Raw genomic sequence first — 15,690 nt, forward strand, 5'->3', positions numbered from 1 at the left:
CTATGACAGCCAATCTAAAGAGGAGAGATTTTATCTCTCCTCTTTTTTTATTTTATCTTACCGCAAGTTTTCCGCTGAAATCGCATCAATGATATTCTTACGTCCCAATGACGTGGTGGCAGTTTCTGTCATCTGAGCAACAGACAAGCATCAGACGAAACATCATGAATATCGAGAAACAAATTCTACATAAATTACAGTTAATTGAAGCCACCATGAAAATGGTCGGCGTATGGCAAAATCATCCTCCTAAACCAGAAGCTTTTGAAAGCACCGAGCCTTTTTCCATTGATTCTATGTCGGCGGATGAGTGGCTCCAATGGGTGTTAATTCCAAGAGTGCGCGCCCTAATAGAACAAAAGGCCAATTTGCCGACAGCATTTTCTATCGCACCGTATTTCGAAGAAGTTTATAAGGAAGAAATAGAACGTTATTTACCTTTGCTTGAACATTTGAGGGCATTGGACAATCTGTTTATGCAGGGTGCTTGATATGTTGGATATTATTTATCAGGATGAGCATATTGTTGCAGTCAATAAGCCTGCCGGGTGGTTGGTTCACCGTAGCTGGCTGGCTCGCCATGAAACCGTTTTTGTCATGCAGACACTGCGGGATCAAATTGGGCAGCATGTTTTCCCTGTTCATCGTCTGGACAGGCCGACATCTGGCGTCTTGTTGATGGCGCTTTCAAGTGAAGTAGCCAGAACGCTTTCACAACAATTTGAATGCCACAATATACAAAAAACGTATCATGCAGTTGTGCGTGGTTATGTTGAAGGCGATGGTATTATCGACTATGCCCTAATGGAACAGTTGGACAAAATTGCGGATAAGTTTGCTGATACTGACCGAGAAGCGCAGTCAGCAATCACTCACTACCGTTCATTGGCAAAAGTTGAGTGTCCGGTTCAGATAGGACGTTATCCAACATCACGCTTTAGTCTGTTGGAGCTGATGCCAAAAACCGGTCGTAAGCATCAATTGCGGCGGCATATGGCGCATATCCGACATCCCATGATTGGGGATACCACGCACGGCGATTTGCGCCAAAATCGAGGAGTTGCTAAATATTATCAGACTGGCAGATTAATGCTGCATGCCAGCCATCTTCAGCTCAAGCATCCCGTGACCGGAGAAGATCTTCTTCTGACCGCACGGTGGGAGCCATCGTGGCAGCATTTGCTTGAACAGTTGGGCTGGCAGGGTATTGTGCCTGATCTGGAATGTCTAACCACTCATGAATAAACGCAGTATCAAACCGGTTAAAGAGATCAATATTTATGGCAAAGATTGGTGTTTTCGTTGGTACAGTTTATGGTAATGCGCTGGCGGTTGCGGAAGAAGCGCAGCAGATCCTTGGGAAGCAGGGGCATGAGGTTGAGATCTTTGAAGATGCGACTCTGGCGCAATGGCAAGAGTATCTGCAACAGATTGTTTTAGTGATCACTTCGACTACGGGGCAGGGTGATCTGCCTGACAATATCCAGCCGCTCTATGCGGAACTGAATGATAAGTTGGGCTATCAGCCCGACTTACGCTATGGCGTGATTGCGCTGGGCGACAGCAGTTATGACAGTTTCTGTGGCGGCGGCTGTACCTTTGATGAACTGTTACAAGAACAGGGAGCCAGGCGAATCGGAGAGGTGTTGCTGATTGATGCCATTGAGGTAGCCGAACCTGAAGTCTTTGCCCAAGGTTGGATTGAGGGGTGGGGAACTTTGCTGTAGGGAAGCTCTCTGTCACACCGCTTATGCCTTCGTTTTATTCGGGACGTTGGGAGGATAAGCGGTGTAATGGACTACTGACATAATTACTTACGGGTCAGCTTTTCCAAATCTGCTTCGATTTCTGCAATCTTATTAGCAACAACATGTTCGAGATGGCGCAAGTCGTCGAGGATCTTGTGTTTCAAATCCACTTCTATCTGGTCACGTCTGCAAATCTGATCCAACTCTTCGATCACATAACGCAGGTTGGTATTGATCTCTTTGACTTCTTTGTAACCTTGCCCTGAATTGTCGTCAGAGATGGTCTTGAGTTGACGTGGATACTTAAATTTAACGCTCTTAGCGAAGAATTCGCCTTTATCCTTGCGGAAATAAATCTTCAGAGTGTCATTATTCGCCTCCTGACGGAGGCTGTAGCGATCAATATCTTCAGGATGCGTGATCCCCAAACTTTTCAAGTTATCGTACATATTGCGTCACCTAGTAACCTAAATGAAATGGAAAAGGCAAAAAATAGTGGATTTATTATCCATTTCGTAATTGTTAAAAGTCAACCGGTTAATGGAAGATTCAACTTTCAACTTTCAACTTTCAAGTTGCTGCTTTGTTGGCAGCCCTGTAACGCAAATTCTTGTTTGGCGCATTAGAACACCTCAACATCGAGCGGTTCTAAGTGACTTAGCTGGTAAGGTGTTCTTTGATTACTTAATTGAGTGGTACAACGTGATTGTATCGGATATGAACCAGCCCACTGATGGTTGGCTTTTTGGCAGGATCGGATGTATGACGCGCTAACATACAATATGTATCTCTATGCCTATGACATGATCACTTGCGAATTGCGCAAAATTCTGACCCAAGATGATGTTAGCCGACAAGAAATTTGGTTATGGGGAAGCTCAGAACATCACCAGAATAGATTGGCAATCTTTTCTAAAAACGAACTACCTATCCAATAGGGCTGTTTCGGTGAGTGAGGTTCCGCATACGAAAATAGTCCATTCTGAGCTCACGATTATGCGGTTACATACCTGTGTAGCCGCATAGCAATTATGTGAGCTCATTTATGAAACAGAAAAATCGTGCGGTTAGTCAATATTTCTCAGCAGTTCATTAATGCCAACTTTGCCACGGGTTTTGGCATCAACCTTTTTCACAATAACGGCGCAGTACAAACTGTAGCTGCCATCTTTCGAAGGAAGATTACCGGATACCACGACAGAACCCGCAGGAACACGGCCATAATGGATTTCACCGGTTTCGCGATCATAGATTTTGGTACTTTGACCAATATAAACACCCATTGAGATCACGGAACCTTCTTCCACGATGACGCCTTCCACGATTTCAGAGCGGGCACCGATAAAGCAGTTGTCTTCAATGATGGTCGGGTTAGCCTGCAATGGCTCCAGAACGCCACCAATGCCAACACCACCGGATAAGTGAACATTTTTACCGATCTGTGCGCAGGAACCTACGGTTGCCCAAGTGTCTACCATTGAACCTTCATCCACATAGGCACCGAGGTTGACATAAGATGGCATCAGCACTGTGTTACGTGCGATATACGCTCCTTGGCGGACAGCCGCAGGAGGCACGACACGGAATCCTTCTTTTTCGAAACGAGCCTGATCATAATCAGCAAATTTCATTGGTACTTTGTCGAAATAGCGGCTTTCAGCGCCTTCCATAACCTGATTGTCATTAATGCGGAAGGAGAGCAATACGGCTTTCTTCAGCCATTGATGAGTTACCCATTGTCCATCGATCTTTTCAGCGACACGCAGTTTGCCGTTGTCCAGCATTTGAATGACCTGATTAATGACATCGCGGGTTGCTGTATCAACAGTAGCAGGTGTGATGCTTACGCGGTTTTCAAACGCATTTTCGATAGTAGCTTGTAATTGCTGCATAAGTATAAGGTTCCTAATTTCTGTTAAGTCGAGGGTCTTGCTATAGTTTATCCCGTGTGTTGAGGGCCTCTGTCAACCTTTCTGATAATTCATCCCTGATTTTTTTATGTAATGCGTTTTGATCTTTATCTGCCAGTACAAAAAAGTCTTCGACGCGTTCACCAATGGTGGTAATGCGGGCACCATGCAGGGAAACGCCCAATTCAGCGAAAATATTGCCTACCCGTGCCAGTAATCCGGGCTGATCCAACGCGACCAATTCTATATGGGTGCGACGAACATTTTTTGTTGGTAAAAAATTAACTTTGGTTGGGACATTAAAATGGCGCAATTTGGTGGACAGGTTACGTGCCTTTGGCGCTTTAGGGTGAGGATCGTTCACGACTTTCAGCAAGGCACGGCGGATAGGTTCGTGGCGATCAAGTGCCAAGGGGTGGCCGTTAGGTTCTAATACCACAAATGTATCCATCGCCATTTCATCACGATTAGTGAAGATTTGAGCATCGTGGACACTTAAATTACGTCTATCCAGTTCCCCGACAACCGCAGCGAAAAGCGAAGGCCGATCTTGGCACCAAATAAAAATCTCTGTGCCACCGTGGGAAAATGCGGTGCTGATCAGCACCATGGGTTCCGGGGATATATGGTGGATTAAATGATTGGCATGCCACGCCAATTGATCGGGAGTATGGCGCAGGAAATAATCCGCATGGCAACGGCTCCAGATATTATGTAATTGCTGTTCGTCGATATTTTCTTGCCGAAGCAGAGTCAATGCTTGTAAACGATTGTTACGGACACGTTCTCGTAAATCTGGGGTATTCTGGATACCTTGGCGCAATTGGGTTTCAGTGGCGAAATAGAGTTCGCGTATCAGACTTTGTTTCCAGCTATTCCACAGCTTAGCGTTGGTGGCGCAGATATCTGCAACGGTTAGGCAGACCAAATAATTCAGGCGATTTTGATTTTTGACCCGGCTTGCAAATTGCTGGATAACGTCAGGGTCTTGAATATCCCGTCGTTGTGCAGTGACTGACATCAGCAAATGGTCGCGAACCAGCCATTCTACTAATTCTGCCTCACGGTTTGTCAGCCCATGTTGTTGTGCGAACGCGAAGGCATCTTTGGCACCAAGCTCAGAATGATCGCCATTGCGCCCTTTGGCAATATCATGGAAAAAAGCGGCCAGCCGCAACAATTCTGGTTGGGGAAGGTGCCGGTAAAGCTCAACACACAGGGGATGGATCACACGGTTGTTTTCATCAGCAAAACTTTCCAGTTTTTGCAGTACCCGAATGGTGTGTTCGTCAACGGTATAAGCATGAAAAAGGTCAAATTGCATCTGGCCAACAATGTTGCTCCAAAACGGCATATAGGCCCCTAACACGCTATGGCGGTGCATTGGAAGTAGCGCACCTCCGACCGCATTGGGATGGCGCAGAATATCCATGAAAACCTTTCGTGCTTCGGGCAATTCACATAAGGGGGTGGTCAAGTTTCTACGGGCATAACGAAGCTGACGTAACGTCGTGGAATAGATCCCCTGAATTTCGCGATGTTCAGCCATGTGATAAAACATTTTCAACATTGAGGTGGGATCACGGCTAAACAGTGTTTCATCGATTAAATCGATGAGATTTCCCCGTAATTGGAATGCAGCGTTCAAGGGGCACGGTTTTTCATTGGGCTGCAATGCCAGAATCGCTTCATCAAACAGTTGCAGCAGCATGTTATTCAATTCACTGACACGACGGGTCATGCGATAGAAATCTTTCATCATTCGCTCGACAGGTTGATTGCGTTCCCCTTCATAGCCGAGCAGTTGGGCAATATTGAACTGACGTTCAAATAGTAGCCGATTATCATAACGGTTGACGACCAGATGAAGCGCAAAACGAATGCGCCACAGAAAATCCTGACATTTGTTTAATTCGTTACGCTCTTCGCGGGTCAGGAAGCCAAAATCGACCATTTCATCTAAGGATGTTGCACCAAAATGGCGGTGGGCCACCCAAAGTAAAGTGTGAATATCGCGTAATCCGCCCGGACTACTTTTGATATCAGGTTCCAGATTGTAACTGGTGCTGTGATAACGTTGATGGCGCTCCTGCTGTTCAGTGAGTTTGGCAGCGAAAAATTGAGCGGATGGCCAAAAATCATCACTGAAAATATATTTCTGCAATCGTAGGAATAGAGGTAAGTCCCCGCAAATTAAACGTGCTTCAATGAGGTTTGTGGCAATGGTTAGGTCGGAAAGCCCTTTTTGCTGGCACTCTTCGAATGTTCTGACACTGTGCCCTACCTCCAGACGGATATCCCAGAGTAGGGTAATGAATTGCCCAATATGAGTGGATTGTTCTTCAGTTAATGGCAATTCGCTTAGAATCAATAGGTCAATGTCAGAGAGAGGATGTAACTCGCGGCGGCCGTAGCCACCTACTGCAATCAGCGAAATAGAGGCTATCTGGTCGAATCCCTGCTTCTGCCATAATCGTTTTAAAAGCTGGTCAATATAGTCACTGCGGGCGTAAATCAGCGCATTTGGTGAAATCCCTGCCTTGAATGCCTGTTCAAGCCATAACTGAAACTCATCAATATGTTGTTTGAGGACAGGAAATTGAAGGTCATTGTGGGTGAATTCCACAGGAGAAAGAGGAAGAATGGGCGCTTGTGCTAAGGAGATATCGACTGGCATATGTAGAAACCTATTATGAGAAAGCTCATGAGGAAACGAACCATGATGACCAGATTACTGAGAAAATCGTGAGATGAACAGGTATTATTGGCAGAGAATGAAGCCCCTGCGCATGAGCAGGGAACCTCATTGATTAGAACGGATAAATAGCTTAGAGCTGATAAATTGCGTTAACCGGCAATTATGCGTTCACCAACACTGCTGAGATATGTGGCTCTTCTTCTTTGCGCCATGTCATGATTTCACAGCCATTATCAGTAACGACGATCGTGTGCTCATACTGTGCAGACCAACCGCGATCTTTGGTTTTGACTGTCCAGCCATCTTTCATGGAGCGGATGCGGAAATCGCCCGCATTGACCATCGGTTCAATGGTGAATGCCATGCCTTTTTGCAATACAACCCCGCCATCATCTGCATCATAATGCAGAACATGTGGCTCTTCGTGGAAGCCTTTGCCGATGCCATGACCGCAGTATTCGCGGACAACGGAGTAATCCTGGCCTTCCACAAACTGCTGGATTGCCTTGCCAATGGTGCGCAAACGGATACCCGGCTTAACCATTTTCAGGGCAAGGTACAGACTTTCCTGCGTCATGCGGCACAGGCGCTCACCCTGAATGGTCGGCTTGCCAACAATGAACATTTTGGAGGTATCGCCGTGGAACTCATCTTTGATGACAGTAACGTCAATATTGACGATATCGCCTTCTTTCAGCACCTTGTCATCACTCGGAATTCCGTGGCAAACCACGTCATTGACGGAGATACACACGGATTTAGGGAAGCCGTGGTAGCCTAGGCAGGCCGAGATGGCCTGTTGTTTCTCGGTGATGTGCGCGTGGCAGATACGATCAAGCTCACCTGTGGTGACACCAGCCTTAATATAAGGCTCAATTATTTCCAGAACTTCGGCTGCCAGACGTCCGGCAACACGCATTTTCTGAATGTCTTCTTCTGTTTTGATAGAAATAGCCATGAAATGGATCCATATTAAGTCGGAAAATCACCGACTACTTGATATTAACTAAGGAAAAATGTTGTCAGTAATGGTATCAGCCCACCGAATGTCTGCCAATAACTGTTGGCTGACAGACTAGCAAAAGCTGTAACAAATGTTGGAGTATGGTGGCTGTTTGTGGTATAAAGCGCGCCGGTATTCTGTGTAATTGTTTCTGGCATGATGCGATTCGCAGGGATACTAAATAAACTCATTATGTGTAAATAACACACACGGATCGGCACATACACCGGGGTGCTCTCATGCGGCTAATCAATATGAATAGCCAGCAGCCAAAGAGTCGGTGTCATGGGATCTGTGGAGGCATAACCCCAATTAACTTTATAGAGGTTTAAAATGGCAACTGTTTCCATGCGCGATATGCTGCAGGCGGGCGTTCACTTCGGTCACCAGACTCGTTACTGGAACCCAAAAATGAAACCTTTCATCTTTGGCGCTCGTAACAAAGTTCATATCATCAACTTGGAAAAAACTGTTCCAATGTTCAACGATGCATTGGCAGAGCTGAACAAAATTGCTTCCCGTAAAGGTAAAATTCTGTTTGTTGGCACCAAGCGTGCTGCCAGCGAAGCAATCAAAGAATCAGCGCTGAGCTGTGACCAATACTTCGTTAACCACCGTTGGTTAGGTGGTATGCTGACTAACTGGAAAACTGTTCGTCAGTCAATCAAGCGCCTGAAAGATTTAGAAGTTCAGTCTCAGGACGGTACTTTTGACAAGCTGACCAAAAAAGAAGCGCTGATGCGTACTCGTGAGCTTGGCAAACTGGAAAACAGCCTGGGCGGTATCAAAGACATGGGCGGCCTGCCTGATGCTCTGTTTGTTATCGATGCTGAACACGAACACATTGCTATCAAAGAAGCAAACAACCTGGGTATTCCAGTATTCTCTATCGTTGATACTAACTCCGATCCAGACGGCGTTGATTTCATCATCCCTGGTAACGACGATGCAATCCGTGCAGTAAAACTGTACCTGACTGCTGTGGCTACCTCTGTTCGTGAAGGTCGTTCTCAAGATCTGGCTGTTCAGGCTGAAGAAGGTCTTGTAGACGCTGAATAATAAGGCATGCTCATTTTTGAGCCCTTATTGACCAGGTATTGAAATATATTGGTTAGGGGGCCTGTTATGGCCCCTTTTACATATCTGATATAGAACTATTATCTGATATAGAACTTTCCACGCGGAATAATCTTCCCGCGAGACACATCGAGGAATAAAACAAATGGCTGACATTACCGCTGCTCTGGTAAAAGAACTGCGTGAGCGTACTGGCGCTGGCATGATGGAATGTAAAAAAGCACTGGTTGAAGCAAATGGCGATATCGAGCTGGCTATCGATAACATGCGTAAATCAGGTCAGGCAAAAGCGGCTAAGAAAGCAGGCCGTGTTGCTGCTGAAGGTGTTATCCTGGTTGAAGTTTCGGCTGATGCTAAATTCGCAGGTATCGTTGAACTGAACTGTGAAACTGACTTCGTTGCTAAAGACGCAGGCTTCCTGGCGTTCGGTAAAGAAGTTATTGCTTCCGTGATGGCCGATAAAAATGCTGACATCGATGCACTGAAAGCCCAGTTCGAAGAACAGCGTACTGCTCTGGTAGCAAAAATCGGTGAAAACATCAACATCCGTCGTGTTGAAATCCTGGAAGGTGAAGCTGTAGGTTCTTACCTGCATGGTGCACGTATCGGTGTTCTGGTTGCGGCTGAAGGCGCAGGCGAAGAGCTGATCAAACACGTTGCAATGCACGTTGCTGCAAGCAAGCCAGAATACGTGAACCCAACTGACGTTCCTGCTGACGTGGTTGAGCGTGAGCACCAGATCCAGCTGGACATCGCAATGCAGTCTGGCAAGCCTCGCGAAATCGCAGAGAAAATGGTTTCTGGCCGTATGAACAAATTCACCGGCGAAATCTCTCTGACTGGCCAGAGCTTCGTCATGGATCCAAGTAAATCTGTTGGCGATCTGCTGAAAGAGAACAATGCTAAAGTGATCAACTTCATCCGCTTCGAAGTTGGTGAAGGCATCGAGAAAGTTGAAGCTGATTTCGCAGCAGAAGTTGCTGCAATGAGCAAACAGTCTTAATTTTCTTAAACGGAGCCGCCGATTGGCGGTTCTGTTTTATCTAATGATGAATTTTTACATCTGGGCTGCGTAGCGTGGATGTGTAGTAATTGAATAAATCCCCAATATCCTTATCTGCTTAGGACTGAACACCATGGCAACCAATGCAAAACCCGTATATCAGAGAATCCTGCTTAAGCTCAGTGGAGAAGCCCTGCAAGGAGCAGAAGGTTTTGGTATCGACGCAAGCGTCTTAGACCGCATGGCTCAGGAAATTAAAGAACTGGTTGAGCTGGGTATTCAGGTCGGTGTCGTTATTGGAGGAGGTAACCTGTTTCGTGGAGCCGGTTTGGCAGAAGCAGGAATGAACCGTGTAGTAGGCGATCACATGGGCATGTTGGCGACCGTGATGAATGGTCTAGCGATGCGTGACGCTTTACACCGCGCCTATGTGAACGCTCGTCTGATGTCCGCCATTCCGCTGAATGGCGTATGTGACAATTATAGCTGGGCTGAGGCGATCAGCTTACTGCGTCACGGTCGTGTTGTTATTTTCTCTGCGGGTACTGGCAACCCGTTCTTTACAACAGATTCCGCTGCATGTCTGCGTGGCATTGAAATTGAAGCGGATGTTGTGTTAAAAGCAACCAAAGTTGATGGCGTTTATTCTGCTGATCCTGCGAAAGATCCTGAGGCCATTCTCTACAATAAGCTCACTTATCAAGATGTATTGGAGCGTGAATTGAAAGTGATGGATCTAGCGGCCTTTACGCTGGCTCGTGATCATAACTTGCCAATTCGTGTCTTTAATATGAACAAACCCGGCGCACTTCGTCGTATTGTGATGGGTGAAAATGAAGGTACGTTGATTTTTCACGACTAATTTTTCATAATTCGTGCTCAGAGACACCAGTGAAATTTGACGGTATGATCAGCGTACTGATGCACAAAATTGAATGACACAGGGCCACTTATTCATTAGCGTATTTGATTCGCGTATCTGCTATTTACGCATGTGTGGCCTAAAAAATAACCATCTCCCAAGGGTTTGTAACGTGATTAATGAAATCAAAAAAGACGCACAAGACCGCATGGAAAAAAGCGTCGAAGCACTGAAAAACCAAATTAGCAAGATTCGTACTGGCCGTGCTTCTCCTGGCCTGTTGGATGGCATCAGCGTTGAATATTATGGCGCTGCGACTCCACTGCGTCAGATCGCAAGCGTCGTTGCAGAAGATGCACGTACTTTAGCGATCACTGTATTTGACCGTTCCATGACTGCGGCTATCGAAAAAGCGATTATGGCTTCTGATCTGGGCCTGAATCCATCTTCTGCTGGAACTATTATCCGCGTTCCATTGCCAGCACTGACAGAAGAACGCCGTAAGGACCTCATCAAGGTTGTTCGCGGTGAAGCGGAACAGGGTCGTGTATCCGTCCGTAACATCCGCCGCGATGCTAACGATAAGGTCAAAACACTGCTGAAAGACAAAGAAATCAGTGAAGATGAAGAGCGTCGTTCACAAGACGACATTCAGAAATTGACTGACAGTTTCATTAAGAAGATTGATGAAGCGTTGGCAAATAAAGAAACTGAATTGATGGATTTCTAATTGCCATTTCATGAAAACAATTTATGAACACAACGCCGCAGCCCTTGCGGCGTTGTCCTTATTCTTTATATTACACTTCGTATCACATTTCTTTCTCAAGCGATGGACATAGCGATCTGTACCGCTCAAACTATCGCGATTTTATGTCAGTAGCATACTCAGAGTATTAAAATGAAACGGTTAACTATTCTTGGCTCAACGGGTTCGATTGGGAAAAGTACGCTTTCTGTTGTCCGAAATAACCCAGCCAAATTCAATGTAGTTGCACTCGCCGCTGGGAAAAATATTCAGGTTATGGCGCAGCAATGTCTGGAGTTCTGCCCGCAATATGCAGCGATGGCAGATGAGCCGTCAGCAAAGGTTTTGCGCCAGTTATTACAGGAGCAGGGAAGCCAAACCGAAGTTCTGTTCGGCAAAGATGCCATGTGTGATTTAGCTGGACTGGAAGAAGTCGATCAAGTCATGTCTGCCATTGTTGGTGTTGCAGGGTTATTGCCGACATTGGCGGCTATCCGTAAGGGTAAACAAGTCCTGTTGGCCAACAAAGAATCCCTGATTACGAGTGGGCGCCTGTTTATGGATGCGGTTGTCCAACATAAAGCGCAACTGTTGCCAATCGATAGTGAACATAATGCCATCTTCCAAAGCTTGCCAGAGGCGGTTCAGCATAATCTTGGCAATATAAATTTGAAGGAACATGGGATCTCCAGCATTATCTTGACAGGATCAGGTGGACCATTCCGTAAAACGCCTCTGGAGAAGTTGCCTGACGTTACGCCAGATGAAGCGTGCGCCCATCCTATCTGGTCAATGGGACGTAAAATTTCTGTTGATTCGGCCACAATGATGAATAAGGGGCTGGAATACATCGAAGCACGTTACTTATTCAATGCGTCTGCGGATGAAATGGAAGTATTGTTGCACCCCCAATCAGTCATTCATTCTATGGTTCGTTATCAGGATGGCAGTATCATTGCACAATTGGGAACGCAGGATATGTGTACTCCAATAGCTTATGCGATGGCTTATCCTAATCGTATTCTATCTGGCGCAAAACCACTGGATTTTACCGAACTGAGTATGCTCACCTTTGAGGCTCTGGATTATCAGCGTTATCCTTGCCTGAAACTGGCCATTGAGGCTTGTCATCAAGGGCAGGCAGCAACAACAGCTTTGAATGCAGCTAATGAAGAAACTGTTGATGTTTTTTTGCGAGATGGAATCCGTTTCACAGATATTGCGACAATCAATCGGCTGGTCGTCGAAAAATTAAATTTATCTGAACCTCAAAGCATCGAAGAGGTCTTAGAAATCGATAACATAGCAAGGATCTTAGCGAGAAAAGCCATAAGAACCTTGGCTAAATAGCGAGTTTTGTTAATAAGTATATGTTTGTTTGCGTTTTGGCAAATGATATAGTTCGCGGATAAATTATAGTTGTTATAATAGCCAATTCAATTATTTGGTATCCGCGTTTCAATAGTGTATACCAGAGTTAAAGGCTTTCATTCAGGCCGTGCCAGAAATAGCCGTGGTAGCCGTGGTAATAGTTGACACGTGACACGGCTTTTTCATGTTTGGAAGCGATTGAATACATCGCAAATCCAGCTTAGTTATTTAAGGATTATTTTGAGTGATATCTCCCAGTGATAGTGACTCATTGCCAACGGTACCCAGACACGTAGCCATCATTATGGATGGTAATGGTCGCTGGGCAAAAAAACGTGGCAAATTAAGAGTTTTTGGCCACCGCGCAGGAATTAAAGCTGTACGGAGTGCCGTGAGTTTTTCAGTTAAACATAACATTGAATCACTGACGCTATATGCTTTCAGCAGTGAAAACTGGAATCGCCCACAGCAGGAAGTCAGTTCATTGATGGAGTTATTTGTTTTTGCTCTTGATAATGAAGTAAAGAGCCTGCATAAGCACAATGTGAAATTGTCTGTTATTGGTGATATCAGTCGTTTTAACTCACGGTTACAGGAACGTATCCGTCGTTCAGTTGAATTGACGGCGGGCAATACCGGATTGCAGCTTAATATTGCCGCTAACTATGGCGGACGTTGGGATTTGGTTCAGAGTGTTAAGCAAATCGCTGAAAAGATTAAAGCGAATGAGCTGGCTCCTGAGGAGGTTGATGAGGCTACAGTGGGCAGCTTCATCAATTTAAATCAGCAGTCTGAAGTCGATCTGGTGATTAGAACCGGGGGCGAACATCGTATCAGTAATTTCTTGTTATGGCAGATCGCTTATGCAGAATTGTATTTTACCGATATACTTTGGCCTGATTTTGATGAAACTGCTTTTGAAGGTGCGATTAATGCCTTTGTCAAACGAGAACGCCGATTTGGCGGAACAATACCAGACGATGCCGAAGTGGGATCATAGGAGGAGAACTTGCTGAAGTACCGTCTTTTAACTACGTTGATATTGATTCCACTTGTTGTTGCAGCACTGTTTTTCCTCCCCCCATCAGGATTTGGGCTGGTTGTCATTGCTGTTTCAGCACTTGCCGCATGGGAATGGGGGCAATTTGCTGGACTCTTCACTCAAGCTAAACGTATTACGCTGGCTGTGTTATTTGCTGTAGGGTTATTGGCCTTGCAGTATTCTTTGTCGGATTTTTCTCATCTCATTGAAAAACCACAAATTGCATATCTATTGTGGGCTAGCATGCTTTGGTGGGTCGCTGCAATTTTATTGGTGGTTACTTATCCTGCTTCTGCCTCCATCTGGAAATCATCGGTTGTCTTGCGTCTGCTATTTGGGGTTCTGACTATCGTACCATTCTATTGTGGAATGATGGTACTGCGTACCCAAGGCTATGAAAATAATACCTATGACGGTGCATGGTGGCTGCTGTACGTGATGCTGCTGGTATGGGCTGCCGATACAGGTGCCTATATTTTTGGCCGAACAATGGGTAAGCATAAAATGGCGCCAAAAGTGTCACCGGGCAAGACACTTGAGGGGCTAGTGGGTGGGCTGTTGACCGCTGCGCTAATTTCGTGGTTGTTCAGTAAATTTGCCCCTGTCCCCGCAATGCCTGAACACTTGTTACTGATTTCTGCGGTCGTGGTCATTGCTTCGGTCTTTGGTGATTTGACTGAGAGTATGTTCAAGCGGGAATCTGGGATTAAAGACAGTAGTCAATTGATTCCAGGGCATGGCGGTGTCATGGATAGGGTTGATAGTTTAACTGCAGCAGTTCCTGTGTTTGCTGGGCTGGTAATGTTGACTTCTTCTGGATTTACTCTCTGAGGTAAATAATGGATATTCTCTGGAACCTGGCTGCATTTATTGTTGCGTTGGGTGTTCTCATCACAGTGCATGAGTTTGGTCATTTTTGGGTTGCCAGACGATGTGGTATCTACGTTGAATGCTTTTCCATCGGGTTTGGTAAAGCACTTTGGCGTCGTACAGATAAACAGGGAACAGAATACGTTATTGCCCTTATCCCCCTTGGCGGATATGTCAAAATGCTTGACGAGAGGGTGGAGAAAATTTCTCCTGAACGTCGTCATATGGCATTCAATAACAAAACTATCGGCCAGCGCGCGGCAGTGGTCAGCGCTGGGCCAATCGCAAACTTCATTCTGGCGATTATCGCTTATTGGCTGGTTTTTGTGATTGGCGTGCCATCTGTGCGTCCTGTAGTGTTGGATGTCAAGTCAGATTCTATTGCTGCACAGGCAAATATTTTGCCTGGAATGGAACTAAAAGCTGTTGATGGTATCGAAACTTCTGATTGGAATTCGGTACGCCTTGCTATAGTGAGTAAAGTGGGTGAAGCATCTGTATCCGTGGATGTCACCCCGCTGGATACCATTCCATTGGATACTACAGATAGCATCCAAAAGACATTGGATTTGCGTGAATGGGCATTCGATCCGTCCAGACAGGATGTTCTGCTGTCTTTGGGAATTATGCCTGTTGTCCCACGAATTAGCTCGCAAGTGGAGAAAGTTTATCCTGCTTCACCTGCTGAAAAAGCGGGTTTACAAAGTGGGGACAGGATCGTTAAAGTCAATGGTCAGGATGTAGATGTCTGGCATACTTTTTCATCTTTTGTCAGGAAGAATCCGAATATTCCTCTAAAATTGGACGTTGCAAGGGCGGGAGGAATGATTTCCCTGTCACTGACTCCTGAGGTCAAAACATTGTCCAATGGCCGTGAGGAGGGTTTTGCTGGCGCCGAACTTAAAGTCATTCCATTGGCGGATGAATACAAGGTTATTCAACAATATGGGCCTTTTTCTGCCATTTATGAGGCAGGGGACAAAACTTGGCAATTAATGAAGCTGACCGTCAATATGATTGGCAAATTGATTGTGGGTGATGTGAAACTTAATAACCTGAGTGGCCCGATTTCCATTGCCAAAGGTGCTGGAGTATCGGCTGATTCTGGCTTGGTGTATTATTTGATGTTTTTGGCGCTGATTAGCGTCAATCTTGGGATCATTAATTTGTTCCCATTACCCGTACTAGATGGTGGACACTTGCTTTTCCTTGCTATCGAAAAAATCAAGGGGGGGCCAGTCTCCGAGCGTGTACAAGACTTCAGTTATCGCATTGGTACTATATTGCTGATGTTATTAATGGGGCTTGCACTTTTCAATGATTTCTCCCGCTTTTAAGGTGGGAGACCGGTTAGGAAA

General features: G+C 45.6%; 16 protein-coding genes. 11 read left to right on the forward strand and 5 right to left on the reverse strand.

All coding sequences use genetic code 11. The features are described 5' to 3' along the window. Positions 1-164 precede the first annotated feature (164 nt). From H8A87_RS09425 to H8A87_RS09435, 3 genes are read left to right on the forward strand one after another with little or no spacing between them, the layout of a single operon-like run. Positions 165-491 (forward strand): YqcC family protein, encoded by a 327-nt coding sequence (locus tag H8A87_RS09425; protein ID WP_198689710.1) that lies wholly within the window; start codon positions 165-167, stop codon positions 489-491. 1 nt (position 492) lies between these two features. Next, positions 493-1,245 carry a tRNA pseudouridine(65) synthase TruC gene (gene truC / locus H8A87_RS09430; protein ID WP_198689711.1) on the forward strand — a complete coding sequence of 251 codons (753 nt, stop codon included), beginning with the start codon at positions 493-495 and terminating at the stop codon, positions 1,243-1,245. Positions 1,246-1,280: 35 nt separating this feature from the next. Continuing rightward, positions 1,281-1,727 carry a flavodoxin gene (locus tag H8A87_RS09435; protein ID WP_198689712.1) on the forward strand — a complete coding sequence of 149 codons (447 nt, stop codon included), beginning with the start codon at positions 1,281-1,283 and terminating at the stop codon, positions 1,725-1,727. An 83-nt stretch (positions 1,728-1,810) separates the two neighbouring features. Here the strand turns inward: H8A87_RS09435 and H8A87_RS09440 are convergent, their stop codons facing one another. The 5 genes from H8A87_RS09440 to H8A87_RS09460 form a co-directional block, all read right to left on the reverse strand. Next, the gene (locus tag H8A87_RS09440) at positions 1,811-2,197 is read right to left on the reverse strand and encodes a DUF3461 family protein (RefSeq protein ID WP_198689713.1); all 387 of its coding nucleotides are present in this window, start codon (positions 2,195-2,197) and stop codon (positions 1,811-1,813) included. Between the two features lie 618 nt (positions 2,198-2,815). Beyond that, complete coding sequence (dapD, locus tag H8A87_RS09445) at positions 2,816-3,640, reverse strand: 2,3,4,5-tetrahydropyridine-2,6-dicarboxylate N-succinyltransferase (RefSeq protein ID WP_198689714.1); 825 nt, start codon at positions 3,638-3,640, stop codon at positions 2,816-2,818. A gap of 40 nt (positions 3,641-3,680) precedes the next feature. Next, entirely contained in the window at positions 3,681-6,335 is a 2,655-nt protein-coding gene (gene glnD, locus H8A87_RS09450; protein ID WP_198689715.1) for a bifunctional uridylyltransferase/uridylyl-removing protein GlnD, read from the reverse strand. Positions 6,336-6,516: 181 nt separating this feature from the next. After that, positions 6,517-7,314 carry a type I methionyl aminopeptidase gene (gene map, locus H8A87_RS09455; protein WP_198689716.1) on the reverse strand — a complete coding sequence of 266 codons (798 nt, stop codon included), beginning with the start codon at positions 7,312-7,314 and terminating at the stop codon, positions 6,517-6,519. A 44-nt stretch (positions 7,315-7,358) separates the two neighbouring features. Beyond that, positions 7,359-7,517, reverse strand: coding sequence for a hypothetical protein (locus H8A87_RS09460; protein ID WP_198689717.1), 159 nt, complete (start codon positions 7,515-7,517; stop codon positions 7,359-7,361). Positions 7,518-7,692: 175 nt separating this feature from the next. Here H8A87_RS09460 and rpsB point away from each other — a divergent pair, with 175 nt between their 5' ends. The 8 genes from rpsB (at position 7,693) to rseP (ending at position 15,669) form a co-directional block, all read left to right on the forward strand. Next, on the forward strand, positions 7,693-8,418 hold the full coding sequence (rpsB, locus tag H8A87_RS09465; RefSeq protein ID WP_198689718.1) for a 30S ribosomal protein S2: 726 nt from the start codon (positions 7,693-7,695) through the stop codon (positions 8,416-8,418). A 163-nt stretch (positions 8,419-8,581) separates the two neighbouring features. After that, complete coding sequence (gene tsf / locus H8A87_RS09470; protein WP_198689719.1) at positions 8,582-9,439, forward strand: translation elongation factor Ts; 858 nt, start codon at positions 8,582-8,584, stop codon at positions 9,437-9,439. Between the two features lie 133 nt (positions 9,440-9,572). After that, positions 9,573-10,301, forward strand: coding sequence for a UMP kinase (gene pyrH / locus H8A87_RS09475; protein WP_198689720.1), 729 nt, complete (start codon positions 9,573-9,575; stop codon positions 10,299-10,301). A 172-nt stretch (positions 10,302-10,473) separates the two neighbouring features. Further along, on the forward strand, positions 10,474-11,031 hold the full coding sequence (gene frr, locus H8A87_RS09480) for a ribosome recycling factor (protein ID WP_198689721.1): 558 nt from the start codon (positions 10,474-10,476) through the stop codon (positions 11,029-11,031). 171 nt (positions 11,032-11,202) lie between these two features. After that, positions 11,203-12,399 carry a 1-deoxy-D-xylulose-5-phosphate reductoisomerase gene (gene ispC / locus H8A87_RS09485; protein ID WP_198689722.1) on the forward strand — a complete coding sequence of 399 codons (1,197 nt, stop codon included), beginning with the start codon at positions 11,203-11,205 and terminating at the stop codon, positions 12,397-12,399. Positions 12,400-12,724: 325 nt separating this feature from the next. Beyond that, a complete protein-coding gene (ispU, locus tag H8A87_RS09490) occupies positions 12,725-13,420 on the forward strand; it encodes a (2E,6E)-farnesyl-diphosphate-specific ditrans,polycis-undecaprenyl-diphosphate synthase (RefSeq protein WP_232370163.1) in 696 nt (231 codons plus the stop codon). 9 nt (positions 13,421-13,429) lie between these two features. Next, positions 13,430-14,293, forward strand: coding sequence for a phosphatidate cytidylyltransferase (gene cdsA / locus H8A87_RS09495; protein ID WP_198689723.1), 864 nt, complete (start codon positions 13,430-13,432; stop codon positions 14,291-14,293). 5 nt (positions 14,294-14,298) lie between these two features. Further along, positions 14,299-15,669: a sigma E protease regulator RseP gene (rseP, locus tag H8A87_RS09500; protein ID WP_198689754.1), complete on the forward strand. Its 1,371-nt coding sequence runs from the start codon at positions 14,299-14,301 to the stop codon at positions 15,667-15,669. Positions 15,670-15,690 lie beyond the last annotated feature (21 nt).

This window comes from Xenorhabdus lircayensis, assembly GCF_016306625.1.
In the GTDB taxonomy this organism is placed as follows: domain Bacteria; phylum Pseudomonadota; class Gammaproteobacteria; order Enterobacterales; family Enterobacteriaceae; genus Xenorhabdus; species Xenorhabdus lircayensis.

Excerpts from the sequence above, each read along its gene's own strand:
- H8A87_RS09425 (WP_198689710.1), top strand. The coding sequence starts at position 165 with ATGAATATCGAGAAACAAATTCTACATAAATTACAGTTAATTGAAGCC.
- truC (WP_198689711.1), top strand. The coding sequence starts at position 493 with ATGTTGGATATTATTTATCAGGATGAGCATATTGTTGCAGTCAATAAG.
- H8A87_RS09435 (WP_198689712.1), top strand. The coding sequence starts at position 1,281 with ATGGCAAAGATTGGTGTTTTCGTTGGTACAGTTTATGGTAATGCGCTG.
- H8A87_RS09440 (WP_198689713.1), bottom strand. The coding sequence starts at position 2,197 with ATGTACGATAACTTGAAAAGTTTGGGGATCACGCATCCTGAAGATATT.
- dapD (WP_198689714.1), bottom strand. The coding sequence starts at position 3,640 with ATGCAGCAATTACAAGCTACTATCGAAAATGCGTTTGAAAACCGCGTA.
- glnD (WP_198689715.1), bottom strand. The coding sequence starts at position 6,335 with ATGCCAGTCGATATCTCCTTAGCACAAGCGCCCATTCTTCCTCTTTCT.
- map (WP_198689716.1), bottom strand. The coding sequence starts at position 7,314 with ATGGCTATTTCTATCAAAACAGAAGAAGACATTCAGAAAATGCGTGTT.
- H8A87_RS09460 (WP_198689717.1), bottom strand. The coding sequence starts at position 7,517 with ATGCCAGAAACAATTACACAGAATACCGGCGCGCTTTATACCACAAAC.
- rpsB (WP_198689718.1), top strand. The coding sequence starts at position 7,693 with ATGGCAACTGTTTCCATGCGCGATATGCTGCAGGCGGGCGTTCACTTC.
- tsf (WP_198689719.1), top strand. The coding sequence starts at position 8,582 with ATGGCTGACATTACCGCTGCTCTGGTAAAAGAACTGCGTGAGCGTACT.
- pyrH (WP_198689720.1), top strand. The coding sequence starts at position 9,573 with ATGGCAACCAATGCAAAACCCGTATATCAGAGAATCCTGCTTAAGCTC.
- ispC (WP_198689722.1), top strand. The coding sequence starts at position 11,203 with ATGAAACGGTTAACTATTCTTGGCTCAACGGGTTCGATTGGGAAAAGT.
- ispU (WP_232370163.1), top strand. The coding sequence starts at position 12,725 with ATGGATGGTAATGGTCGCTGGGCAAAAAAACGTGGCAAATTAAGAGTT.